Annotated in this window: 24 protein-coding genes; 14 read left to right on the top strand and 10 right to left on the bottom strand. The window is 57.1% G+C overall.

Annotated elements, in window-relative coordinates; all coding sequences use genetic code 11:
* Positions 1–15: 15 nt before the first annotated feature.
* The 4 genes from OS189_RS02900 (at position 16) to OS189_RS02885 (ending at position 2,649) form a co-directional block, all read left to right on the top strand.
* Positions 16–183: an apolipoprotein acyltransferase gene (locus OS189_RS02900; protein ID WP_267165770.1), complete on the top strand. Its 168-nt coding sequence runs from the start codon at positions 16–18 to the stop codon at positions 181–183.
* On the top strand, positions 183–1,370 hold the full coding sequence (locus tag OS189_RS02895; protein ID WP_267165769.1) for a vWA domain-containing protein: 1,188 nt from the start codon (positions 183–185) through the stop codon (positions 1,368–1,370). Before OS189_RS02900 ends, OS189_RS02895 begins: the two co-directional genes overlap by 1 nt.
* A 73-nt stretch (positions 1,371–1,443) precedes the next feature.
* The gene (locus OS189_RS02890; RefSeq protein WP_267165768.1) at positions 1,444–1,872 is read left to right on the top strand and encodes an OsmC family protein; all 429 of its coding nucleotides are present in this window, start codon (positions 1,444–1,446) and stop codon (positions 1,870–1,872) included.
* A gap of 93 nt (positions 1,873–1,965) precedes the next feature.
* On the top strand, positions 1,966–2,649 hold the full coding sequence (locus OS189_RS02885) for a M48 family metallopeptidase (protein ID WP_267165767.1): 684 nt from the start codon (positions 1,966–1,968) through the stop codon (positions 2,647–2,649).
* Between the two features lie 35 nt (positions 2,650–2,684).
* Here OS189_RS02885 and OS189_RS02880 read toward each other — a convergent pair whose 3' ends face one another.
* The 5 genes from OS189_RS02880 to glnE all read right to left on the bottom strand — a co-directional run bounded on the left by OS189_RS02880 (position 2,685) and on the right by glnE (position 8,454).
* On the bottom strand, positions 2,685–3,230 hold the full coding sequence (locus tag OS189_RS02880) for an RSP_2648 family PIN domain-containing protein (RefSeq protein ID WP_267165766.1): 546 nt from the start codon (positions 3,228–3,230) through the stop codon (positions 2,685–2,687).
* 4 nt (positions 3,231–3,234) lie between these two features.
* Positions 3,235–4,446, bottom strand: a complete 1,212-nt coding sequence (locus OS189_RS02875; RefSeq protein ID WP_267165765.1) for an RSP_2647 family RNA methyltransferase — start codon at positions 4,444–4,446, stop codon at positions 3,235–3,237.
* A gap of 39 nt (positions 4,447–4,485) precedes the next feature.
* Positions 4,486–5,229 (bottom strand): DUF6778 family protein, encoded by a 744-nt coding sequence (locus OS189_RS02870; RefSeq protein WP_267165764.1) that lies wholly within the window; start codon positions 5,227–5,229, stop codon positions 4,486–4,488.
* A 154-nt stretch (positions 5,230–5,383) separates the two neighbouring features.
* Positions 5,384–5,653 carry a hypothetical protein gene (locus tag OS189_RS02865; RefSeq protein WP_267165763.1) on the bottom strand — a complete coding sequence of 90 codons (270 nt, stop codon included), beginning with the start codon at positions 5,651–5,653 and terminating at the stop codon, positions 5,384–5,386.
* Positions 5,653–8,454 (bottom strand): bifunctional [glutamate--ammonia ligase]-adenylyl-L-tyrosine phosphorylase/[glutamate--ammonia-ligase] adenylyltransferase, encoded by a 2,802-nt coding sequence (gene glnE / locus OS189_RS02860; protein WP_267165762.1) that lies wholly within the window; start codon positions 8,452–8,454, stop codon positions 5,653–5,655. Before glnE ends, OS189_RS02865 begins: the two co-directional genes overlap by 1 nt.
* A 239-nt stretch (positions 8,455–8,693) precedes the next feature.
* Between glnE and OS189_RS02855 the strand changes: the two genes are divergently transcribed.
* The 3 genes from OS189_RS02855 to OS189_RS02845 all read left to right on the top strand — a co-directional run bounded on the left by OS189_RS02855 (position 8,694) and on the right by OS189_RS02845 (position 10,545).
* The gene (locus OS189_RS02855; protein WP_267165761.1) at positions 8,694–9,116 is read left to right on the top strand and encodes a DUF2852 domain-containing protein; all 423 of its coding nucleotides are present in this window, start codon (positions 8,694–8,696) and stop codon (positions 9,114–9,116) included.
* Positions 9,117–9,194: 78 nt separating this feature from the next.
* A complete protein-coding gene (locus OS189_RS02850; protein ID WP_267165760.1) occupies positions 9,195–9,623 on the top strand; it encodes an RDD family protein in 429 nt (142 codons plus the stop codon).
* 100 nt (positions 9,624–9,723) lie between these two features.
* Entirely contained in the window at positions 9,724–10,545 is an 822-nt protein-coding gene (locus OS189_RS02845; RefSeq protein WP_267165759.1) for an arginyltransferase, read from the top strand.
* A 204-nt stretch (positions 10,546–10,749) separates the two neighbouring features.
* Here OS189_RS02845 and OS189_RS02840 read toward each other — a convergent pair whose 3' ends face one another.
* The 3 genes from OS189_RS02840 to OS189_RS02830 form a co-directional block, all read right to left on the bottom strand.
* A complete protein-coding gene (locus OS189_RS02840) occupies positions 10,750–13,101 on the bottom strand; it encodes a TRAP transporter large permease (protein ID WP_267165758.1) in 2,352 nt (783 codons plus the stop codon).
* A gap of 17 nt (positions 13,102–13,118) precedes the next feature.
* Entirely contained in the window at positions 13,119–14,087 is a 969-nt protein-coding gene (locus tag OS189_RS02835) for a TRAP transporter small permease subunit (RefSeq protein ID WP_267165757.1), read from the bottom strand.
* 138 nt (positions 14,088–14,225) lie between these two features.
* Positions 14,226–15,314 carry a TRAP transporter substrate-binding protein gene (locus OS189_RS02830; RefSeq protein WP_267165756.1) on the bottom strand — a complete coding sequence of 363 codons (1,089 nt, stop codon included), beginning with the start codon at positions 15,312–15,314 and terminating at the stop codon, positions 14,226–14,228.
* A 264-nt stretch (positions 15,315–15,578) separates the two neighbouring features.
* Between OS189_RS02830 and OS189_RS02825 the strand changes: the two genes are divergently transcribed.
* The 7 genes from OS189_RS02825 to OS189_RS02795 all read left to right on the top strand — a co-directional run bounded on the left by OS189_RS02825 (position 15,579) and on the right by OS189_RS02795 (position 22,346).
* On the top strand, positions 15,579–17,009 hold the full coding sequence (locus tag OS189_RS02825; RefSeq protein WP_267165755.1) for a cache domain-containing protein: 1,431 nt from the start codon (positions 15,579–15,581) through the stop codon (positions 17,007–17,009).
* Entirely contained in the window at positions 17,006–17,650 is a 645-nt protein-coding gene (locus tag OS189_RS02820) for a response regulator transcription factor (protein ID WP_267165754.1), read from the top strand. The genes OS189_RS02825 and OS189_RS02820 overlap by 4 nt, the downstream gene beginning before the upstream one ends.
* Before the next feature lie 367 nt (positions 17,651–18,017).
* A complete protein-coding gene (locus OS189_RS02815; protein ID WP_267165753.1) occupies positions 18,018–19,769 on the top strand; it encodes an acetolactate synthase 3 large subunit in 1,752 nt (583 codons plus the stop codon).
* Between the two features lie 17 nt (positions 19,770–19,786).
* A complete protein-coding gene (locus OS189_RS02810) occupies positions 19,787–20,212 on the top strand; it encodes a hypothetical protein (RefSeq protein ID WP_267165752.1) in 426 nt (141 codons plus the stop codon).
* A gap of 74 nt (positions 20,213–20,286) precedes the next feature.
* On the top strand, positions 20,287–20,847 hold the full coding sequence (ilvN, locus tag OS189_RS02805) for an acetolactate synthase small subunit (RefSeq protein WP_267165751.1): 561 nt from the start codon (positions 20,287–20,289) through the stop codon (positions 20,845–20,847).
* A gap of 132 nt (positions 20,848–20,979) precedes the next feature.
* A complete protein-coding gene (locus tag OS189_RS02800) occupies positions 20,980–22,131 on the top strand; it encodes an aromatic ring-hydroxylating oxygenase subunit alpha (protein ID WP_416237439.1) in 1,152 nt (383 codons plus the stop codon).
* Complete coding sequence (locus OS189_RS02795; RefSeq protein ID WP_267165749.1) at positions 22,128–22,346, top strand: hypothetical protein; 219 nt, start codon at positions 22,128–22,130, stop codon at positions 22,344–22,346. The genes OS189_RS02800 and OS189_RS02795 overlap by 4 nt, the downstream gene beginning before the upstream one ends.
* Here OS189_RS02795 and OS189_RS02790 read toward each other — a convergent pair.
* Both OS189_RS02790 and OS189_RS02785 read right to left on the bottom strand, forming a co-directional pair.
* A complete protein-coding gene (locus tag OS189_RS02790; protein ID WP_267165748.1) occupies positions 22,343–23,119 on the bottom strand; it encodes a DUF2189 domain-containing protein in 777 nt (258 codons plus the stop codon). The two genes, OS189_RS02795 and OS189_RS02790, sit on opposite strands and share 4 nt — an antisense overlap.
* Positions 23,120–23,127: 8 nt before the next feature.
* Positions 23,128–24,537, bottom strand: coding sequence for an amidase (locus OS189_RS02785; protein WP_267165747.1), 1,410 nt, complete (start codon positions 24,535–24,537; stop codon positions 23,128–23,130).
* Positions 24,538–24,883 lie beyond the last annotated feature (346 nt).

Raw genomic sequence — 24,883 nt, 5'->3', positions numbered from 1 at the left:
TATAGAGGCGGGACTATGATAGTAATCGGGTTGGCGATAATCGGCGCATTGATCGGGGGCTTTACCGCCCGTAAACGCCGCGGCAACCGCAAGGATATTGCCCAGTACGCAGTAGGCTACGCGCTGGCATTTATCATTGTGGGTATGTTTCTTACGGTCATCATCGATAGGATGGCCAGCTGATGTTTCTTCCCTTCTTTGAACAGCTTCGCGCGCATAAGGTTCCCGTTTCAATGCGGGAATTCCTTGCGTTTCTGGATGGCATGTCCGCTGGACTTGCGACCTACGATGTCGAGGCATTTTACTACCTCGCCCGTATCTCGATGGTGAAGGACGAACGTAACATAGATAAATTCGATCGCGCCTTTGCTGCCGCCTTCTCCGGTCTTGAGAGTATTTCGGCCGAAGCCGTTCTTGAGGCTGTGGACATTCCCGAAGAGTGGCTGCGCAAAATGTCGGAAAAGCATCTGAGCGAGGAAGAAAAAGCCGAGATCGAAGCCTTGGGCGGCTTTGAAAAGTTGATGGAGACGCTCAAGGAGCGGCTGAAAGAGCAAAAGGGCCGCCATGAGGGCGGAAACAAGTGGATGGGCACCGGCGGCACCTCACCTTTCGGTGCGTATGGCTACAACCCCGAAGGCGTGCGCGCCGGCCAGAAAGAGGGCCGCCACGGCCGCGCGGTCAAGGTCTGGGACAAGCGAGAGTTTCGCAATCTCGACGACTCGGTCGAGTTGGGGACCCGAAACATCAAGGTCGCGCTTAAACGTCTGCGCCACTGGGCGCGGGACGGCGCGAATGAGGAACTCGACCTCAACGGCACCATCCGGTCCACCGCCGAGCAAGGCTATCTGGATGTCAAAACCCGCCCCGAGCGGCGCAATGCGGTAAAAGTGTTGTTGTTTCTTGATGTCGGCGGCTCCATGGACCCGCATATCAAGGTGGTGGAAGAGCTTTTCAGCGCTGCGCGATCCGAATTCAAACATATGGAGTACTTTTACTTCCATAACTGCCTTTACGAGGGCGTCTGGCGTGATAATCGCCGCCGCTGGGATGCACAGACCCCCACGCACGAAATCCTGCGCACCTACGGTCCTGATTACCGCTGCATCTTTGTCGGGGACGCGTCAATGTCGCCCTATGAAATCGCCTACCCGGGGGGCGCAAACGAACATTGGAACCCCGAGGCCGGATCGGTGTGGCTGAACCGCGCGCGCGAACAGTGGAAATCAAATCTGTGGATCAATCCGATTCCCGAAAAATATTGGCCCTATACCCAGTCGATCACCATGATTCAGGAGATCTTCGGGAAAGAGGCCATGGTGCCAATGACGCTGGAAGGATTGAGCCGGGGGATGAAGACGCTGACGCGCTGACGCAGGAGGACAGGGAACATCCGGCGGCGCGCGGTGTTGGGTCTTTGATCATTAAAAGATGAAAGGACATTCCATGACCATCAAAAAATCAGGCTCCGCCCACTGGGAAGGTAATCTCAAGAAGGGCAAAGGCACCGTTTCAACCGAAACCGGCGTACTGAAAGAACAACCCTACGGATTTAATACCCGCTTCGAGGACGGCGCGGGCACCAACCCCGAGGAACTGATAGGTGCGGCGCACGCGTCTTGCTTTTCTATGGCGCTTTCGATGATCCTTGAGGATCACGATCTGGTTGCCGACAGCATTGACACCAAAGCAACGGTTCATCTTGAACAGAAGGATGGCGGTTTTTCGGTGACACTCATCCATCTGGATGTGACGGCGAAAATCCCCGACGCATCGCAGGAGCAGTTTGAAGAGGCGACAAACGCAGCCAAAGCGAACTGCCCGATTTCCAAATTGATGACTGCAGAAATCACGATGGACGCCAAGCTGGTGTAAACGTCTGCAGAGGGGTTACACCCCCTCTGCTACCCATCAACGCAGGCATGACAAACACCTTGTACGTGGCGGTTTCCCCGCCATATTAGAGGTATGATAAAAGTAATCCCGATCCTACTTGCCGTGCTCTACGGGCTGGTCATGTACCGGTTCTCGGTCTATCGCACCGCAAAGGAACTGGATGACCAATCCAGCGTGCTGGCAGACCCCAAACTGGTTGCGATGAGCAAACAGATGGCCAAGGCATTGGATATCCCCCGCATCAATGTCCACATTTACGAGATCGAACCGGTAAACGGCCTGGCCGCACCTGACGGGCGTATCTTTATCACCCGCGGTTTCTACAACAAATTCCGTGCCGGCGAAGTTACTGCCGAAGAGCTGGCAAGTGTGATCGCGCATGAGTTGGGTCATGTGGCTCTCGGACATTCCCGCCGCCGCATGATTGATTTTTCTGGCCAGAACGCAATGCGCGCGGCCTTGGGCATGGTGCTGAGCCGCATTATTCCGGGCATCGGAGTATGGATTGCAAATATGCTGACCAGCCTTCTGGCAGCGAAACTATCGCGCGTGGACGAATTCGAGGCAGACGCCTACGCAGCGGCCTTGTTGACCAAGGCAGGCATCGGGATCGGGCCGCAGATATCGTTGTTCGAGAAACTGGACGCGCTGACAAAATCAAACAATGGCCGCGCGCCGGCATGGCTGATGAGCCACCCGAAAACCGTAGACCGGATTGCAGCGTTGAACAAGATGCAGATCAGATGGGATAATTAGATCAACATGTTACACGTCGATTTTGATGCAATGCTTTAACCCGCAGCAAGCGCTTTGCCCAACCTTGGCAGGCGCGCCTTTTTCATCAACGCCCGTAAGGTCCAGTCCTCACCCGACAGCCGCCGCGCTTCTGTCAACACAGCATCGGCAACTTTGCCCACCACCTCTGGCGCGGCGTGGAAATGGCCAAGCAGAAATGCATCGGGATCGTTCCGGCTCAATCCTTCTTCGGCCAGGATACCGCGCGGAAAATCCTTAGCATTCATGGTGATAATCCCGTCGGCATTGCCGTGTACTGCGGCTGCAAGAACATGGATATCGTTCACATCGGGCAACCACAGCCGCGCTTCAAGACCCGCGTGCGGTGTAACTTGGGCTTTGGGAAACGCGGCTTGCAACATGGTAATTTCACCACGCGCGATTGCCTCGCCTTGGGGGCCAAGCTTGCGCGCCGCCAGCGCCCATTCCTCCAGTATGCGCGCGGACCACAGGGGGGTGTAGGCCCCCTTGTGCGCGACACCCAGCAGCATCTCCCGCATGACGGTGGGATAGATCACGCAGGCATCCAGCAGCATTTTCATAGATTTACAGGTGGAAAAACAAGGATTTGAGATAGCCTGTTTCAGCCAGTTGCGGCAACTGCGGATGATCGGCACCGGCAAAGCCCGTGTGGATCAACGATGGCCGCCGCCCTGCACGCCCGATACCGCGCACGGATGCGCCGCGAAACGCGGTCAAATCCGCCGCGTGAGAGCACGAGCACAACCCGAGAACACCACCTTCGGCCACCAGCGGCGCGGCCAGGCGTGCGATGCGCTCGTAAGCGCGCAATCCGGCCTCAAGCGCAGGTTTTGCAGGGGCGAATGCCGGTGGATCACAAATGATCACATCAAATTCAGCCCCTTCCGCCCGCAATGCTGTCAACACATCAAACGCATCGCCCTGACGGGTGGTTACACGGTCGGAAACGCCCATTGCTTGCGCGCCTTGATCCGCCAGCGCCAATGCGGGCGCCGACCCGTCAACACACAGTGCCGAGGATGCACCCGCCGCAACAGCGGCAAGGCCGAAGCCACCGACGTGAGCAAACACATCCAGCACCCGCGCACCGCGCGACAGGGAAGCCGCAAAGGCGTGATTGGGCCGCTGGTCATAGAAGATGCCGGTTTTCTGACCGCCTGTCAGATCGGCCATATAGGTTGCCCCGTTCATTTGGACAGGCACAGCCGCATCCGGCGCGCTGCCTGCCAGAACACCGCTTGCATCGTCCAGCCCTTCAAGGCTGCGGGTGCGCCCGCTGGCGTTTTTCAGCACATTGCGCACACCTGTTACCTCGATCAACGCGGCGCTCAGCGGTTCGATCATCGCATCCGACCATGCCGCGTTCGGCTGGATCACACAGGTATCGCCGAAACGGTCGATGATTACGCCGGGCAGCCCGTCAGCTTCGGCGTGGACAAGGCGATAGAACGGCGCGTCATACATCCGCTCGCGCAGGGCCAGCGCACGGCGCAAATGGGCCGCAATCCACGACTGGTCGATCACTGCTTCGGGATCGGAATCCATCATGCGTGCGATGATTTTGGAGTTGGTGTTCACCGTCACCACCCCCAAGGGCTGGCGAAGGCTGTCTTCCAGCACCGCCATGGAGCCGGGGGCTAGCGCCTTTGTGCGGCGGTCTGTGACCAGTTCGTTTGCATAAACCCAAGGCGCACCATGACGAATGGCGCGCGCGTTGGCCTTTGGCATAAGGCGAACAACGGGAAGCGGGGCGGATGTGGGAAAGGGCGCTGTCATAGCGCCCTTCCCTAGTGGTTTCCGCTGATAAGGGAAAGCCTAGATTCTGTTCACCATCTGGTAGAAGCCGAATGAGGCGTTCTTATATCCGTCCGGTTCTGTCATTTGCTGACGGATAACTTCGGCCAAGTGGCCGGAAATACGTACTTTTTGGGTCAAGCCACGCGCTTCGGCGTTGATTGCCTGCTGGCCGCCGAATGCCTCGAGGTCAGTCGTGATCTTGCGGGGTTCCGACAGGAACTGGCCTGTATTTGCATCACGCAACACCATCTTGAAAACGATATGGTGGTCGCCGCCAACAGTGTAACGGGCCTTTTCGCTCAGCGCATGAAAACGCACGACTTCGATATCCAGAATAACCGGCACCGGACCCTGAAAGCCTGCTGTGCCTGCGGTCATCGCATCATGCATGATCTTGGACACCTGCGCGTGACGGTTGCCCAGCGGGTCTTCGCGCCAGACGATATCCCCGTGGGGGTAATAGCGGTTCGCTTCGGACACTTTCAACGATGTAGGCACGCTGACGTTAATGCGGGCGACGTTGATCTGGCGAAGGATCGCTTCGGGAAGGATGGTGCGCGGCGGCTGCTGCTTTGCGGAAACCGTTCGCACCTTGCGGGTGATTTCAGTTTGGGCGACAGACGTAACGTCATTTTGCGAAAACGACACCGCGCCCTGGCGTTGCGCTTCAAACGGGGCATCACGGCTAACGATATCGGAGGCACCACAGGCACTAAGTATCGCGCCGATGCTCAGTGCACATGCAAGTTTCATCAATTTCATTTCTGTCTCCTCAGGTCAAAGAACCTAGAACTTGTTACAATTCTGGTTTGACCGCTGAATGAGGCAGCTTTGAGACAAATTCGCGCCCGACTTGGTGCAAATTGGAGGTATTCGCGCCGAGCAGATGCCGTAAGGGAATCTGATTCAGTGCTTTTTAATCCCGCTTGCGGCTACGCCACCCCCCGCGGCGGCGCGGCGTCGCGATGGTGTGCAACCCCTCGCCCAGTACTTCGGACATCGGGTGCGACCTATCCTGACCGTGCAGTTCCAGCAGGCTGCGCATCGCTTTGTGCGTGTCACGATCCGTGCTGAGGCTCAGCGCCCAGTCCAGAAAAATCGAGCGGCATTCCGCTTTGGTAATACCTTCGATCCGGTAAGCCTCAAAGATCAAGCCTTTGGGATCATCGGGAGTTGCTTTGCGCATCAGGAACCTCCGTTTGCGTAGGGCGCAAGTGCTGCGCTGATCGTTGCGTCGGCGGCTGCATAGGTCTGCGTCAATTGCGCCTCCAGATCGACCGTGGTGTCGTTTTCTGATGGTAGGTCCATTGCGTGAAGCAGAAAGCGGCGGGTGGCAAGGCGCAATGCGCCAAGGTCCAGCGGCCGCGACGACAGAAGCCGCGTCGCCGATTGCAACGCCCACAGGCGCGCATAAGCGTCTGTCAGTATCTGCTCTCCCTTGGCGTCCAGCAATCCGGCAGCGCGCGCCGCAGCGAGCCCAGCGGGAATATCCCGCGCCACAACACCGCCGATCAGGGTGCCGGCCTGTGCAAAAAGTTCGATATCCTGCAACCTCCCCGCCCCGATTTTGGAATCCAGTATCCCTTCGGATGATTTCGCAGCAGCGATTCGTGCGCGCATTTGCGCCGTCTGGGTACAGACATCCGCCAGATCACGCGGTTTTTGCAGTATCTCGGCGCGCAGCGCCTCGACGGCCTCGGCCAAGTCCTGCGGTCCCGCAACCACTTCGGCGCGGGTTAATGCCAGATGCTCCCACACCCACGCCTCTTCTTTCTGGTAACTGGCAAAGGCATCCAGCGAGGTCGCAACCGGCCCTTTGTTACCGGACGGGCGCAGCCGCAGGTCCAGCTCGTACAGGCGGCCCTGCGCCATGGGTGCGCTCATCGCGGTGATCATCGCCTGGGTCAGACGCGCATAATACTGCCGCGCGGGCAACGGGCGCGGCCCGTCCGACGCATCGACACCGTCCGCATCGTAAATCACAATCATATCCAGATCGGATTGCGCCGTCAGCCGCCCCGCCCCGAGCGATCCCATCCCGACAATCACCGCGCCCTTACCCGGTGGCGGACCATTGCGGCGCGATATCTCTGCTATAACAACGGGCCAAAGGGCACGCAGCACCGCACGCGCCAGATCACTGTATTGCTCGGCGGCGCCCGCGCCATCTGTCAGGCCGCGCAGATGATGCACACCGATGCGAAAGTGCCATTCCCGCGCCCAAGCGCGCGTGCCGTCCAGCTGGGTCTCATAGTCGTCACTTGCAGCCAGTCGGTCGGCCAGTGCCTCTGCCAGCGCGTCCTGCCCCGGCCACTTGGCAAAGAAATCCCCCCCGATCACCGCGTCCAAAACTGCCGCATTGCGCGACAGATGCGCTGCCAGCATCGGCGAGACAGAGACAATGTTAATCAAAAGATCAGCCAGCTGCGGATTGGCCTTCAAAAGTGAAAACAGCTGCACCCCCGCAGGCAAGCCCGACAGGAAACCGTCAAAGGCCAGCAGCGCCTCATCGGGCTTGTCTGCCTGCTCCAGACGGGCAAGCAATTCAGGCTTGAGCTTTTGGAACAGCTTCGCTCCCCGTTCAGACCGCAGCGCAGGATAGCTGTGCCAAGCATCCGTTACAGATGTGTCAAACTCGTGCGATACCTCGACCTGCGGCGTAACACGGGTTTCGGCAAAAAAACCTTCGGTGATTTCGTGAACCGCGCTTAATCGCGTATGCAATTCGCCTTCAAGTGCCGCTACATCCATATCCATCAGCGCAGCGATCCGCGCCATTCCCTTAGGGGATTGCGGCAAGGTGTGGGTCTGCGCATCACGCACCATCTGCAGGCGATGCTCGACAGTGCGGTGGAAGGTGTAGTGCTCGCTCAGCGCGCCGGCTGCATCTTTCGGCACCCAGCCTTTCGCCGTCAGCACCGCCAAGCCATCTTTGGTGCCGCGCACCCGCAGATCAGGGTCGCGCCCGCCTGCAATCAACTGGCGCGTCTGTGTGAAAAACTCGATCTCCCGGATCCCCCCGCGGCCCAGCTTCATATCATGGCCGGGCAAGGTGATCGAGCCGCCCAATCCCTTGTGCTCGCGGATGGCAAGACGCATGTCGTGGGCATCCTGAATCGCGGCAAAGTCCAGATGCCTGCGCCACACAAACGGGCGCAAGGTTTGCAAAAACGTCTCGCCCACGGCGATGTCACCAGCGCAAGGGCGCGCCTTTATATAGGCGGCACGCTCCCACGTACGGCCAAGGCTTTCATAATACCGCTCTGCCGCGACAAGCCCGACACAGACAGGCGTGACTGCAGGATCGGGCCGCAGCCGCAGATCGGTGCGGAAGACGTAACCGTCGCCGGTAATTTCGCTCAGGCTGGCGGCCATTGCGCGGGTGGCCTTAATCAGCCCTGCGCGCGCTTCCTGAAAATCATCCACTTCATAGCAGGTTTCGTCGAACAGACAGATCAGGTCGATATCGGAGGAGTAGTTCAGCTCCCCCGCACCCATCTTACCCATGGCCAGCACCGTCATGCCGCCACCTGTTACGGCGTCTTCCTCGCGCAGACCGGGCAGTTTACCGCGTTTTATCTGCGCCGCCACAGCCACCCGCAAGGCCGCTTGGGTGGCCGCATCCGCATAATCGGTCAGCGCGCCAGTGACCTGTTCCAGCGACCATGCACCCCCCAGATCCGCCAACGCGCCAAGCAATGCCACGCGCCGTTTTCCCTGCCGTAAACCCGTGTTAAGCGTATCCGCCTGCAAACTCTTTGGCGCCGCCAGAATATCTGCCAGCGCTCTCTGCGGCGCTTCGACTGCCTCTACCAGCCAGTCCGCCTCTTTAGTGATCAATGCGGCAAGATACGGCGCCAGTGTCGCACATCCTGTCAGCAACGGGTGCAATTCGCTATCAAAACGATCAAGCGGAATATCGACATCCACAGAGGTATCGGCGCGGGGGCAGCGGGTAAGCTGTTTTGCGAGGGAAATATCATTCATACCCCACAGTTGCGCCTGTTCAGCGGCGCGTCAATGATTTCCGACTATAAAATATTGCACCGCAACCCACTGATAACAAATATCTTATATAAAAAATGTAAATAACCTTTACATTCCCTATTGTATATTTCCGTAGCATTGCCAAATTGAGTGATGTGAAAGGCATTTACATTACTGTCCTTTCTCCGGCGAAGCGCCCCAAGACCGGTGGCCGCACGCCGCTACCTTAGGGGACTAAAATGACAACAATGACTGACACCTACCCGTCCCGGACCGGACGCCGTGAAAACATCTTCACCCGCTCGGAAAACTGGCTTGATGCGCGCGGCAAGGGCGCATGGATTGCCGCGATGGTAATCGGGTTTATCTTTTTCTGGCCTGTCGGCCTTGCCCTGCTGGCTTATATGATCTGGAGCAAACGCATGTTTTCATCATCTTCCCGCAGTTGCGGTCGTAAAATGCAACGCAGCATGGCCATGGGCCGCCCCACAGGCAACTCCGCATTTGACGCCTACAAGGCCGATACCCTTCGCCGCCTGGAAGAAGAGCAGGAAAACTTTGAGAGCTTCCTTGAACGGCTGCGCGCCTCCAAGGACAAGTCCGAATTTGACGCTTTCATGGACGAGCGCGCCGCGCGCAATGAAGACAAGACAGACGACTAATCCGCCCGACGGGTTGAAAGCACACAGACGCCTCCCCACTTCGGGGAGGCGTTAATCCGTAACCACTGAAAGACCGCAATGACACCTGATCCAGACCTACAGCCACAATTTTACGATGGCATCCCGACCAAGCGCCTCTTGGCGTGGGTTGTTGATGTGGTGATTATCGCAGTGCTTACGATGGTGGTCATCCCGTTTACCGCGTTTATCGGGCTGTTTTTCCTGCCGTTCCTGTTCATGGTTCTCAGCTTCGCCTACCGTGTAGTTACCCTTTCGCGCGGCTCGGCGACTTGGGGAATGCAGCTTATGGCGATTGAACTTCGCACCCGTGATGATCAGCGCTTTGACTTGCCAACGGCGTTTCTGCACACCTTGGGGTATTCATTCTCCATCGCAATGGCGCCACTGCAACTGGTGTCGGTTGTCCTGATGCTCAGCACCGACCGCCGCCAAGGTCTGACGGATATGGCGCTGGGTACTGTGGCGCTGAACCGGCGCGCGGTATGACGTAACGGCAGCACCCGCGTGCTTTACGAAGTTTGCGGTTTAGGGTTTGACCCACTTCTTACACGCGCTATCGTAACTTTTGAACCAACCGGACTGTTTCATGCGTCATTCTCTCCCGATCGTTCCGCAATTTTATGTCACTGCGCCGCAGCCCTGCCCCTATCTTGAGGACCGGATGGAGCGTAAGTTGTTCACAGCGTTGCAAGGCGAAAACTCCGAAAAACTGAATGACAGCTTGTCAGCGCAAGGCTTCCGGCGCAGCCAGAACGTGCTCTACCGCCCCTCTTGCGCAGAATGTTCCTCTTGCCTGTCCGCGCGTATTGACGTTGCCCGTTTCAAACCCAGCAAAAGCCAGCGCCGCACACTCCGGCGCAACGCTTCACTGGTGCGCCGCGCCACTTCGCCTTGGGCCACCGAAGATCAATATGATCTGTTCCGCCGTTACCTTGACAGCCGCCATGCGGACGGTGGCATGGCCGATATGGACGTGTTCGAATTTGCGGCCATGATCGAAGAAACCCCGATCCGCACCCGCGTCATAGAGTACACCGATGCCGATACCGGCGAATTGATCGGCGTTTGCCTGACGGATGTGTTGGGCGACGGGGTGAGCATGGTATATTCATTCTATTCACCCGACCGAACCAGTGATGGCTTGGGTAATTTCATTATTCTCGACCATATCCAAATTGCCCGCAACGCGGGCCTGCCCTATGTTTACCTTGGTTACTGGGTGCCCGGCAGCCGCAAGATGGGCTACAAGGCCAAATTTTCGGGCCTCGAGGTATTCATGGGTGGTTCCTGGCATCCAATGCGTGATCCCGAAAGATTTGAACTTGATCAACATCCCCTGAACAATGATCCGATCGCCGAACAGGTCGCCAACATTTCCCTGCCCGATCTCGCCCCGAAACGCGGCTAAGATCTGCGTCCTGCTACAATCGCGTAATTTCATACTATCTTGCCGCTTCGACGCAATAGTATCGATTGAGCTAGTTCCACATGCTGTGCCGGGCAGCCTCGCCTATGCGTTAGGATAAATTCTACAACCATCTGCCAACATAATGTTAACAAAAAAGGGCGCCCTACGGGACGCCCTCCTTTATGAGTACTTCATTTGCAGTGGTTACGGGATCAAGTCGGGGATGATCGTGACAATCGCAGGGAAGAACCACAGGATCGCAAGCGCGCCAACCTGTATCAACACAAAGGGAATAATCCCGCGGTAGATGTGTTGTGTCGTCACGCTCGCCGGTGCAACGCCGCGCAGATAGAACAGCGCAAATCCAAACGGCGGCGTCAGGAACGATGTTTGCAGGTTCACCGCAATCATAATTGTCACCCATTTGGGATCAAACGATCCACCGTAGATTACCGGCCCTACAATCGGGACGACGATGTAGATGATCTCAAGAAAATCCAGAACAAAGCCAAGAACGAACAACACCAACATCACAATCAGGAAGACTGTCAGTTCGTTATCGAAGGATTTCAGGAACTGCTGGATGTAGTGTTCGCCGCCGAAACTGATAACGACAAGGTTCAGCAACTGCGAACCGATCAGGATCGTGAACACCATCGATGTCACCTTTGCCGTTTCGCGCACCACAGGTGTCAGCACACCGTTGGCAAACAAGATCCAGCAACTGAACAACAGCCCGAAAATGGCATAGAGATACGCGCCATAGGCCACAAAAAATGCCACCCAGTTCTCGAAACCCACATCGTCCTGATTGATCCGCAGGTCGAAATTCACACCAACAAGGATGCAAATGATGATCGCCAGCGTGGACCAGATGATCACCTTGGGGGATCGGTCCAGATCCGTCAGCTTGCGATAGGCCGCCAGCATCAGCGCACCACCTGCCCCCAATGCCGCAGCCGGTGTCGGGTTGGTAATACCGCCAAGGATTGAACCAAGCACGGCAACAATCAATACAAGCGGCGGGAACACCACGCGGATCAGTTCGTTTTTAGCGCAGAGTTTGGTGCCGTAAACGACGCCGTACATCACTGCCGCAAACGGCAGCGCCATCAGCACAACCATTGTCCCCGGTGACGTGGTCGGTGACACCAGCACAATATCGACCAGCAGTAACAGCACCACACCGATGCCGCCGATTATCAGCGGTTTGGGATCAGCCGAAGGCGAAACGCCACGCGCAGTTGTCAGGATAATGCTGAGCAGGATCATCAAAATCGCAATGCCTGTCCCGATTGGGGCCGCATTTTCGATCTTGGCAGCTTGGGCGGCTGCAAACTCTTCTTCGTTCAGCTTTTCACTGATGGCCAGACCACCGGCGTCCTCAATTGCCTGCTGCTGGGAAATCGCCAGATCCCAGCGCTCCTGTCCGTGCAGATCAATCATCGCGGCTTTACACTGCTCACCGACATTGGTGCGCAACGTGGCACTTTCACCGATATCGGAAAAGCTCGACACCCGTGTATTTTGCGAACCGACAATCCCCAAGTTACCCAGAAAAATAGTACCGACGATGATCAACACAGGTGCGCCTGCAAACCATGTGAACGCTTCGGAGCGTGTTACCGGCTCGGCATTTGTAGGACCCATAGGAACCGCCGGCGCCTTGTCGGGATTTTTCAATGCATAGGCAAACGCATAAAGCGCATACAGTAGCGCCAGCATGATCCCCGGCAAAAGAGCCGCCTGAAACAATGTCCCCACAGAGACAACTGCAGGCTCCCCCAGATAGGTCAGCGCATCCGTACAACCAAGCTCGGTTGCCCGCGCCTCTTGGGCAGAAGAATAAAGATCACCCGCCAACGTCCCCAACAGAACGATCACAATAGAGGGCGGAATGATCTGTCCCAATGTGCCGGACGCTGCGATTACACCTGTTGCGATCTCGGGGGAATAGCCGTTGCGCAGCATTGTCGGCAGCGCGAGCAATCCCATGGTGACCACCGTGGCCCCCACAATCCCGGTAGATGCAGCCAGAAACGCGCCAACAACCACAATCGAAACCGCCAATCCGCCAGGCAGCGGCCCAAACACCCGCGCCATGGTTGTCAGTAGATCATTCGCAATTTTCGAGCGCTCCAACGTGATGCCCATCAGAACAAACATAAGCACCGCCAACAGTGTCTCGATGGACTGGCCTGCCAGTACACGCTCGTTCATGCGGTTCACAATAAACGAAACGTTGCGGTCCATCGCCACTTCCCACCCTAACGGGAATACAGGTTCGGCAATTCTGGGCAAATCGGGGTATCGGAATAACGAGACCGTATCTGCACTTATCCCAGAGTTTACCAGCGCGCGATACGCCTCCGATGACTCGTCAATTGCCTGATGGATCAACAGACCGGCACTGTTCATTGCCGCAATGATCCCGAATGATATGATCCCCGCGCCGCCGATGGCGAACGCCACCGGAAAACCCGACAAAATGCCGCCGAAGAGACACACGAACACGATGATCAGGCCTACTTCGACCCCGTCCAGACCAAAAAACATTTCTGGTATTCCTTAAATTAGTGTGTGCCCTCATAGGCTTCTTCGCCGTCGCCAAGGGTATCCTTGTCGAGGTATTTACCTTCGCTGTCCGGTCCTTCGCGCAGCTCGCACCACGAGCGGTAGAACACTGCAATCGCCTGAAGCATGACCATGATGCAGAACATGCAGAGCAAGATTTTGAACAGGATGTAGCCGTTGAATCCGTTTGGCGAAAATCCGATGGTTTCGACGTTCCATTTCAGCAACCGGGCTTTGCGCAACAGCAAATCAAGGCGGTCAGAAGCTGACGGATTTGGCGTGACCATGTGGCGCCACAGGAAAAACCAGCCGTACATCCACGTTACAATTGCAAACGGCATCATGAAAAATACCGCGCCGAACATATCAACAATCTTTTTGGTCCGGAATTTCGCACCTGCGTAGAACAAATCAACCCGCACGTGACCGCCTTGCACAAAGGTGTAGCTAACACAAAGACAGACTACCAACGCATTGAATAACTTCAACTCTTCGGCGTACCAACTGATGTCGAATTGCAGCGGAATACCAAAACCGATGGAGATGTCGGGCCGCGTAAAGATACGTTGCATAAATACGATGATGATCTGCTGGATCACCATAATCAAACCTGCCCACGCAAAAAGGCGGCCCATGCCATTGGCAAACCCCTCAAGGCCGCGCACCATGGCCCACATTAACGCGCGCTTGCGCATGCCTATTGCTGTCACGATCACCAGCAACGTTGCCAGCACGAAAAACAGCTCGACCGATGCCCCGTAATAGATAAAGCGCATCATCGCCTGTGGATCGGACCAGTTCAGCCACATGCCGGGACTCAGCAGGGCCGCAAAGAAATTGTAGAAAGCTTCCAATACATTGCCCAGAACGAACTGGATGAAACCGCCCTCTTGGAACTTGTCGAGACAGCCGAGCTTTGCGCCCTCGGCTGCACGGAAAAATCCCGAACATGAAATTTCGTCGGCCATGTTTCCCCTCCCACGGGTTGCGCTGCGGTGTTATTGTCTCACCGTTTATCGCGGCTATATGCGCTTGGTGATCCGGCGCATCCGTACGTTAAGACGGGGACCACGCAAATGCGCAGCCCCCGTTCGGTTTGGTATCGCTTACATGCTTTTGCGTACGCGCTCGCGCTGCTCGACGTAGAATGCGTCGGACTTGGACAGCCATTCGGCAGATGATGTCAGCGATACTTCAAAGCTTTCGCGTGTTTTTGCAAACAGTTCATCGCCCATGTTTTCGTCCATAACTTCGGCAGAGGCTTTGCCGAACGCATCCCACACATCATCAGAGAACTGCATGGTTTTCACGCCCTGCTGTTGCAGGCGGCTCAACGCTGCGCCGTTGTTGGCCAGTGTTTCGGCCAATTGGGTGTGGGTTGTGGCCATCGCAGCATATTCGATGATCTTCTGGTGCGCCGGTGACAACTCGTTGAACACATCAAGGTTAAGGGCAGCCGAGAGGCCCGAACCCGGCTCGTGGAAACCGGCAGTATAGTAAACCTTCGCAACTTCCTGAAAGCCTGCGCGCTCGTCCGCGAAGGGACCAACCCACTCCAGACCGTCCAATGCGCCGGATGACAATGCCTGATACAGTTCACCACCTGGGATGTTCTGCACTGATGCGCCCAGTTTGCCCAGCACCTTGCCACCCAGACCCGGCATACGGAACTTCAGACCGTTGAAATCGGCTGCCGAGTTGATTTCGTTGCGGAACCAACCACCGGATTGTGAACCGGAGTTACCTGCGAGGAAGGATTTGAGGTTGAAAATTTCGCCCAGTTCGGTGTGCAGTTGATGGCCGCCCCCGTGCAGATACCAGTTTGTCAGCTCTTGGGCCGTGCCGCCAAAAGGAACCGCAGTGTAGTAGGCAAATGCGGGGTGTTGGTTAATATAGTAGTAATCAGCGGAATGATACATATCCGCCTGACCGGATGATACCGCATCAAATACTTCAAGCGAGCCAACCAATTCGCCGGGCGCTTTCTTGTCGATGGTCAACGTGCCGTCGGACATCTCGTTAACCATGTTTTCCAGATAGGTGGCTGCATCGTCCAGAACGGCAAAGCCGCGCGGCCACGATGTTACCATTGTCAGGGTCTTTTTGCCTTGCGCATAAACTGGAGCTGCAAGCGTTGTTGCAGCGGCGGCGGTGCCGCCGAGAGCAGATGTCTTCAAAAATGAACGACGATCCATATGGGTATCCTCCCGGATTTTATTGGACCCCAGCGCAAAAGACAGCGCGCGGGTCGTTTCAAGTATTCGCCACACTAGCGGGAGAGATATGTATGAAAATACCTAGTACTGCGTAGAAACGTGCGAAATATCCGGTTTTATGATATATTTTTGCACGCGTGAACTGTGATTATGGGGCGTACCGGAGAAAGTTCGCCCCCACATTTTATCATTCAAGTGCGCTTAGTCTTTGATCAACCGGCGGATTCGGCGTATCGAATCAAAATGACCCGCCGCTTTCGCTTTCACATCGCTTATGCGCAAAAACTGACGCTGCTGGCATCTGTGCCGCTCATCGTAGCAGTTGCGGCGATTGCATTGGTGGTTGCTGCCCAGTCCCGCGCACTGGCAGAGCGTGAAATAAACGCTCTGGAGGCACAGCTGATCGAAGCCAAGAAGGCAGAGCTGCGCAATTACGTTACACAGGCCCGCAACGGATTTTATTTCATCTACGGCTCCGCCGCGCCCGATGACAAAGAGGCCAAACAGCGCGTCGCGCAAATTCTATCGGCTATGATCTACGGCGAGGAAGGCCAGTTTTTCGTCTATTACTATGATGGTACGGCAATTGTGTCCCCCCGCGAGACAGAGCGTATCGGCAGCAACTTTCGCGGTGAACGCGACGAAAGCGGCACGCTGGTGGTGGACCGCCTGATCCAGATCGCCCGCGATGGAGCAGGGTATCACACCTATACATGGCCTAAACCCTCAACAGGGGAACCTGCGCAGAAGATCGCATATGTGACATCGTTCCCGTCCTGGCGCTGGGCGGTGGGCACAGGGGTCTTTATCGACGATGTGCTGGCCACGGTCGCAAGTTCGCGCGCCGATGTCGAAGCCCGCGTCCAGAGGACGTTTATCTATATTGGCGTGATCGCCCTGATTGCCCTGTTGATTGTATTTGCCACAGGCATGGGGCTGAACCTGCGAGAGCGCCGTCTGGCAGATGCCAAGCTGAAAAAGCTGACGCAGCGGGTTTTCGATGCGCAGGAAGAGGAGCGCGGCCGTGTCGCGCGCGAGTTGCATGACGGGATCAGCCAGATCCTTGTCGGGGTGCGATACGCATTGGACAACGCGCGCCGCAAGCTGGATCGCGGGGACCCCGAAGCGGGCGCGCCTCTGGCTAAGGGGATTGCATCGCTGGGTGAGGCGATCACGGAAGTGCGCCGGATCAGCCGCGATCTGCGTCCGGGAATTCTGGATGATCTTGGCCTTGGTCCCGCCGTGCGTATGCTGGCCGAGGAATTCGGCGCGCGTACCGGAATAGAGATCAACTATTCCACCGCTGTCTTTCGCAACCGATTGGACAACGATGCAAAAATCGCACTTTACCGCATCGCTCAGGAGGCGCTGACCAATATCGAGCGCCATTCAGGCGCAACCCATGTCAGCATTGATTTGCGCGGCCATCGCCACGGTGCCACCTTGCGCATCACCGACAACGGCTGCGGCCTGCCTGCGGGAGAGAGCCCGCAAGGGTTGGGCCTGCGCAACATGCAAGAACGCATGGAGCAGCTGGGCGGACGGTTGATCATGCGCCCTGCTGATGGCAAGGGCCTTGATATCGAGGCGGTCGCCCCCCTCACCCACATGCTGCCGCCTGATCCGGCCAGCAGCGACACCGCAAAATCCGACACCGGAAAGGCCGCCGCATGACCCCGACCCTGCGTATTGTCATTGTCGATGACCATCCGATGGTTGCCGAAGGCATCCAGAGCATTCTGGAAAACTATGATGATGTAGAGGTTGTTGGCACCCTGCCCGGCGCACGCGCGATGATCGACCAACTTCATACCCTGAACCCCGATGTCATTCTGATGGATTTGAACATGCCCGAAATGGGCGGCCTGTCCGCAACAGAGATCGTGCTGGAGCAGCGTCCCGGCACCCGTATTGTCATCTTGTCGATGCACGACAGCCCCGAGTATATCTCCTCCGCGCTCAATCACGGGGCAATGGGATACCTGCTCAAGGATGTGCCGACGGATGAAATCAAGCTGGCCATTGATACGGTCATGCGCGGCGAACGGTACTTATGTACGGGCGCGCAAGGCTCGCTTACGCCCAAAGGCGGCGGTGTGCGCGAAACCCTGACGGGGCGCGAACAGACGATCCTTTTGCAACTGGCGCAGGGCCAATCCAACAAGGAAGTTGCGCTGGCGCTGGATATATCGGTTCGCACGGTCGAAACACATCGCAAGAACATCAAACGAAAGCTGGGCATTTCCAGCACCGCGGGTCTGACCCGCTATGCACTGGAACATGGCGTTTTGCAGGGCACGGGTGTCGATCTGTAAGCAGACCCGCCCAAAACCCGCTCCGATTTTTCCAAAATGTCGCAACACCGCTTATATTACGCAATAAAATTTCAAAATTACGCACCCCAGAGACACAAATACTGAAAATTGGCGGTTGACGCTCCCAAAATGCGCCCATAATGTCTGCGAACAACGTAACGGAGTATCGTGCATGTTGCACCTAGTCGTCATTGTGGAAAGAGCGCGCATGGGCCGGTAACGGTAGACCAGTTCTTCACCCATGCGCCCCCGTCACAATCGGGGGTTTTTTTATGCGCCCGCTTCCATTTTGGGGATGATGCTTTAGACGATCACCAATGCCCGAATAGGGCACACGCAAAAGACGCCAACGAAAAGGACTATACTGATGACACGCCAGATGACCGGAGCGAAAATGATCGTTCAAGCCCTGATTGATCAGGGTGTCGATACCGTGTTCGGGTATCCGGGCGGCGCGGTTCTACCGATCTACGACGAGATTTTCCAGCAAAACCATATCAAACATATTCTGGTACGCCATGAACAAGGTGCTGTGCACGCCGCCGAAGGTTATGCACGCTCAACCGGCAAACCGGGTGTGGCGCTTGTTACCTCCGGGCCCGGTGCGACAAACGCAGTGACGGGTCTGACGGATGCGTTGATGGACAGCATCCCGATCATCGTTCTGACGGGCCAGGTGCCGACATTCATGATCGGTTCGGACGCGTTTCAGGAGGCTGACACGGTTGGCATCACCCGCCACTGTACAAAGCACAACTGGCTGGTGAAAGAGACTGACAAGCTGTCAGGTGTAATCCACGAGGCATTTCACGTCGCCACCAGCGGCCGCCCCGGCCCCGTTCTGGTAGATATCCCGAAAGACGTACAGTTTGCGAGCGGCGCCTACACGCAGAAACAAGCGCTTAAATCCCATTACCAGCCGCAGTTGAAAGGCGATATGGAAGCGATCACCGAACTGGTCGACGCCATCGAGAACGCCAAAAAGCCGGTATTCTATACAGGCGGCGGCGTGATTAACTCCGGCCCTGCGGCCAGCCAGCTCTTGCGCGAGCTGGTGGATGCGACCGGCTTTCCAATCACCTCCACGTTGATGGGGCTTGGCTGCTATCCGGCATCGGGTGATAAATGGCTGGGCATGTTGGGGATGCACGGCCTTTATGAGGCCAACATGGCGATGCATGACTGTGATCTGATGATCAACATAGGTGCGCGGTTTGATGACCGCATCACAGGTGTTGTGGAAAAATTCAGCCCGAATTCAAAGAAAGCGCATATCGACATTGATCCTTCGTCCATCAACAAGGTGATCCGCGTTGATATCCCGATCATGGGCGACGTCGGCCATGTTCTGGAAGACCTGCTGAAAGTCTGGAAATCACGGGGCCGCAAAACCAATTCCGAAGCGGTGGCTAAATGGTGGAAAAAGATAGAAGCATGGCGCGCCGTGGACTGCCTGAAGTACGAACAGAAAGGCAAAGTGATCAAACCACAGCACGCGCTGACGCGGCTTGAGGCGCTGACCAAAGGGTACGACCGCTATATCACTACCGAAGTGGGCCAGCACCAGATGTGGGCGGCGCAATACCTCGGCTTTGAAGACCCGAACCGCTGGATGACATCTGGCGGCCTTGGCACCATGGGCTACGGCTTTCCTGCGTCTATTGGGGTTCAAATGGCGCACAGTGACGCGCTGGTGATCAACGTGGCCGGCGAAGCATCATGGTTGATGAACATGCAGGAAATGGGCACGGCGATGCAATACGGTCTGCCCGTCAAACAGTTCATCCTCAACAACGAACGCCTGGGCATGGTGCGCCAGTGGCAGGAATTGCTGCACGGCGAGCGGTATTCCTCAAGCTGGTCCGAAAGCCTGCCCGATTTTGTAAAGCTGGCCGAGGCATTTGGCGCCAAGGGTATCATCTGCTCCGATCCCGATGATCTGGATGATGCGATCATGGAAATGATCAACCACGACGGTCCGGTGATCTTTGACTGTCTGGTGGAAAAGCATGAAAACTGCTTCCCGATGATCCCGTCAGGCAAGGCGCATAACGACATGATCATGGGCGAGGTTGATACCAGTACCGCGATTGATGCCGAAGGCAAGGTGCTGGTGTAACCGGCAGGAGCAAGACGATGGCTGACGATTTTCAAAAGCACCGCGATCCCGCTGTAGAAAAGGCGCGGAACACCGGTCGCCAGCGCAAAATCGTCACCAACAGCTCTGACAAAGCCTCACGCAAGAATGCGCCAAGGATAAAGGCGATGGCGAACCGTAATGTCCGCCGGTCTGACAAGCAGACGTTGCGCATCGAAGCGGATGAATTCGAAGACAGCGCTGACCAGATCAACATCGCCCACCGGCACAAACCGCGCCACTGGGGCAGTGACAACGCCGCCGAACGGCGCGAGATGCAGGCCGAAAAACAGGCCACCTACCGCGAGGTGGGTGGCCGCAACGAGGTACAACGCCGGCAGATGGAAGCATTTCGCAAGAAGGTCGACAACAAAGCCATGCTGCAACATATCGATGAAACCATTGCCCGCCTGAAAAAGAAATAACCGTCCTTACCGGACATCCGAACCTAAATGACCCTGCGTGCCCCGCACGCGCCCGACCATAGAAAGGCCCACCCATGTCAGCCCTGAAAATCAAAAAAGGTGCCAACAGCCACTCGGCGTACAACCTGCGTCCCAACTTCTCGGACGTGGAAGAACGTCACACCCTCGCCCTGCTGGTCGAGAACGAGCCGGGCGTGCTGGCGCGGGTGATCGGCCTGTTTGCGGGCCGTGGCTATAACATCGACAGCCTGACCGTGGCCGAGGTGGACCATGACGGCCATCTGTCCCGCATCACCATTGTCACACGCGGAACACCTCAGGTGATCGAGCAGATCAAGGCACAGACCGGGCGCATCATTTCTGTGCGCGACGTGCATGATCTGACGGTTGAAGGCGCAAGCGTCGAGCGGGAGCTGGCGATGTTCAAGGTTGCCGGAACCGGTGACAAACGCGTCGAGGCGCTGCGCCTTGCTGATATCTTCCGCGCAAACGTTGTGGACAGCACACTTGAAAGCTTTGTGTTCGAAATCACCGGCGCGCCGGAAAAAATCGATGCTTTTGCTGATCTAATGCGCCCGCTGGGCCTTGTGGATGTTGCCCGCACGGGCGTTGCGGCGCTGTCGCGCGGCAAATAAACAACGGTGCGGCCCCCTGTCGGGCCGCGCTGCCCACGGATGTCGCCCACAGGCAAACGGGGTCGCAACAGGGACCGGATTAACAATAGAATTATGCTATTCTGCTTCTGATACAGAAGACAGGAGAGCATGATGGACCGTACAGACCTTAGCCCCGTCCGCCGCGCGCTTGTGACGGCCCATGGCCTGCCCAACGCCCATTACATTGATCCCGCCGTATTTGACGAAGAGTGCAAGGCGGTGCTGTCAGACAACTGGGCAGGTCTTGGTGTGGGTGCCGATGTGCCGGAAATCGGTGATGCTGTCCCCCTCACCTTCCTTGGAATGCCGCTGCTGATGGTACGCGATCGCGGCGGCAACGTGCGGGTATTTCAGAACATCTGCCGCCATCGCGGCATGATACTGGTGAGCGAGCCGCGCAAGATCGAAGGCGCGATCCGCTGCCCCTATCATTCGTGGTGCTACAGCACCGAGGGCAAGCTGGTCAGCACGCCCCATGTTGGCGGACCGGGCCGCAACACCCACGAAGGCATCGACCGCGCCCTGTTAGGCCTGATCGAAGTGCGCAGCCATATCTGGATGGATGTCGTCTGGATCAACATATCCGGCAATGCGGCCCCGTTCGAGGACGCGAATGCCGATCTGCTGGCACGCTGGTCAGAGTTTGACAAACCGTTGCACCACGGCGGCTCCGACAGCCGGTTCCAGCTGGAGGTGAATTGCAACTGGAAGCTGGCGGTAGAGAACTATTGCGAAAGCTATCACTTGCCGTGGATCCACCCCGGCCTGAACAGTTATTCACGGCTGGAGGATCATTATCACATCGAACAGGTTGGCCGCTTTTCAGGTCAGGGCACGCTGGTCTATCGCCAGCTGCGCGATGAGGACGGCAACTGCTTTCCTGATTTTGACGGGCTAAGCGACAAGTGGGACACAGCCGCCGAATACATCAGCGCCTTTCCGAATGTACTGCTGGGTGTGCACCGCGATCATACCTTTGCAATCATCCTCATCCCGCACGGCCCCGAACGCACGGTCGAGCACGTGCATCTCTATTACGCCGACGCCGACACCGATCCGAACCTGCGGATGCGCAACACGGTTCAATGGAAGGAAGTGTTCGAGGAAGATATTTTTGTTGTCGAGGGAATGCAGCGCGGCAGGCATGCGGTCGGCTTTGACGGGGGGCGGTTCTCTCCGGCGATGGACGGGCCGACGCATATGTTTCACGATTGGGTTGCCGCGCAGATGGAGCGTTACCGCGCGCCGCTTGCCGCTGAATGAACGCGCTACATGCAGAACTGCTGGCAGCGCATGAGGCAAATGATACCGCCGCGCTGATCGGTCTTTATGCACAGGCAGCCGATCACGCAGAAGACGTGGACGCCGCGTGTTTTTTTCTGACCCATGCGCTGGTTTTTGCGCTGGAAGCTGGCGACAGCCGCGCACAGCAATTGCGCGCACGATTGGTCCGCCATGGGCGCGAATTGGCTGATTAGTCGATACGCATCGCCGCGTATACATGCCAGGACGCATGGCCCAACCACGGCAAAACCACCACCAACCCCAAGAACGCAGGTAACATCGCAAGAAACAACATCACCGCAATGAACACAGCCCAGCCCAGCATCACCACAGGATTTGCCTGCACAACGCCCACGCTGGTGATCAGGGCGGTTACGTAATCAACCTCGCGGTCCAGCAGCATTGGCAGACCGATAACGCAGATGGAAAACAGCAATGTGGCAAACCCCGCCCCGACAATCGAGCCGAGGCCAAGCATCATCAGGCCATCCGCGCTTAGGAAAACTTCGGCAGAGGACATAATATTTGTCATCGGTTTCAGCCCCAGAAACAGCGCAAATATCATGTGCCCCAGAAAGAACCAGAACAGCAGCATAAACATCATCAATGCGCTCAGCGGTGGTAGCTGGCCGGCACGTTCGGCCCACAAAACAGATGCCACGTGGCGGATTGTCGGCACTTCGCCCAATCCTCTCTGGCGCGATACCTCATAGGTGCCCAAGGCGGCAAAAGGCGCAGCCAGCGGAAACCCGAAAACCCCCACCACCAGCCAGAAAGTATGACCGGCCCACGCCGTAAGGGCGATCATCCCCCATCCGGCAACAATGGATAATACTGCGGCCAACAGACCAAAGGCAGGGGCCGCGCGATAGTCCCGCCAGCCCGCTGCAAGGGCTGCGCGCAGCAATTGCGGGGTTGGTGTGCGCAGGGCGGGGGCGCCGTGAATACGTTGGTTTGGAGTGTACATCGTGTTCTCTATGCTTTCGGGGGCCGTTGTTGGGGCCAGTGTGTTGCACCATGCCATTGCTGCGCAAGTTGGAGCAATGCGCCATCACTGCCGCGCGGCCCGATCAGTTGGATACCCGCAGGCAATCCGTTGGCGCCAAAGCCGACAGGCACGTTCACCACCGGCAGACCGATCAGTCCGGCGGGCACCACAACCTGCATCCAGCGGTGATAGGTGTCCATCGCCTGCCCTGCGATTTCGACCGGATTGGTCCAACTCACATCAAATGGCCAAAGCTGGGCAGACGGCAAAACCAGCACATCATGGCTTTCAAACAGGCGGGTCGCGCGGCGGAACCAGTCGGACCGAATGTTGCTGGCGCGTTGCACTTCCTGCGCACTCATTGCAAACCCGCGTTCGACCTCCCAAAGCGCGGCAGGTTTCAGGCAGGCGCGCCGCGCCTCATCGGCGTAATCTGCGGACAGGCCCGCGGCCACCGCGAAAGACCGCAAATCGATCCACGATTGCCAAATCGCGTCCGCATCAAAAGGCGCATTCAACGCCTCTGTCCGGTGGCCCAGTTCTTCAAGTTGCACCATTGCTGCCTGCGAAATCCCCGTAATTCCGTCCTCATAGGGAAACGCCCCATCCCAATCGCCCAGCCAGCCGATCCGCAGGTTTTTCGGCGCGCGGTCGATATGCGGCAAGGTGGCGGGGCTGTCCGTGCTCAGCGGGTGGCGCGGGTCAATCCCTGTCATCACATCCAGCAATGCCGCCAGATCCGCAGGGCTGCGCGCCATCGGGCCGGATGTGGCAAGCTGGTGCATGAACATATCGCCCTCGGGGTCCGCAGGCACGGTGCCCCACGAGGGCCGCATACCGTAAATGTTGTTCCATCCAGCCGGATTGCGCAGACTGCCCATCATGTCAGAGCCATCGGCCACAGCCAACATCCCCGTCGCCAAGGCCGCAGCCGCGCCGCCGGAGGACCCACCCGCCGAACGGGAGACATCATAGGGATTGCGCGTGGCGCCATGCACAGGGTTGAACGTATGCGAGCCGAGGCCGAATTCGGGGGTATTTGTCTTGCCGATGATAATCGCACCGGCAGCACGCAAACGCGCAACCATCTGATCATCCGCTTCCGCCACCTGCCCCGCATAAAGCGGCGATCCGCGAGAGGTTGGAAAACCCGCCGCATTGGCCAAATCCTTGATCGCGATAGGCATTCCATGCAACCAGCCACTGCGCGGCGCGTTATCGGCTGCGCGTGCCTGCGCCAGCAAGCGATCCCCGTCACTCAGACTGACAACGGCGTTCACACGCGGGTTAACCGCCGCGATACGCGCCAGCGTGGCTTCCATCAGCTCAACTGCGCTAACCGCGCCACTTTCAAGCGCGCCTGATTGGGCAAGCGCATCCATCTTCAGAATATCCATCATTTATTATGATCAAGCATTCATAGGAGGCGCAAGGGTGCAGATCTGTAAGCAGTATATTCCCAGCCTTCATAAATTCCGGACACATAAAATCCGCCAACGATTGGAAATTCTATTCGGCAGCTACCTAAAAACTGGAATGACACCTGGATTTTCTGAGTTTGTACGAAACAAGTGCTGATACCCATTTTTCAGCAACAAAATTTCGACACCCGCGAACACTTTGAGCAAGATCTTCGATGCGTATTTGATGTCCGCAGTGCGGACGAAGCTGCCATTTGCTGCAGTCGCGCCAACAGCCGCTTTCGAAAATTCGCGGAACAAGTTCAAAGGGCATCGCTGGAGC

The organism is Sulfitobacter sp. F26169L (assembly GCF_026410285.1).
GTDB lineage: Bacteria > Pseudomonadota > Alphaproteobacteria > Rhodobacterales > Rhodobacteraceae > Sulfitobacter.
The sequence above is the reverse complement of the archived record's forward strand: the minus strand, read 5'-3'. Positions and strand labels throughout refer to the sequence as shown.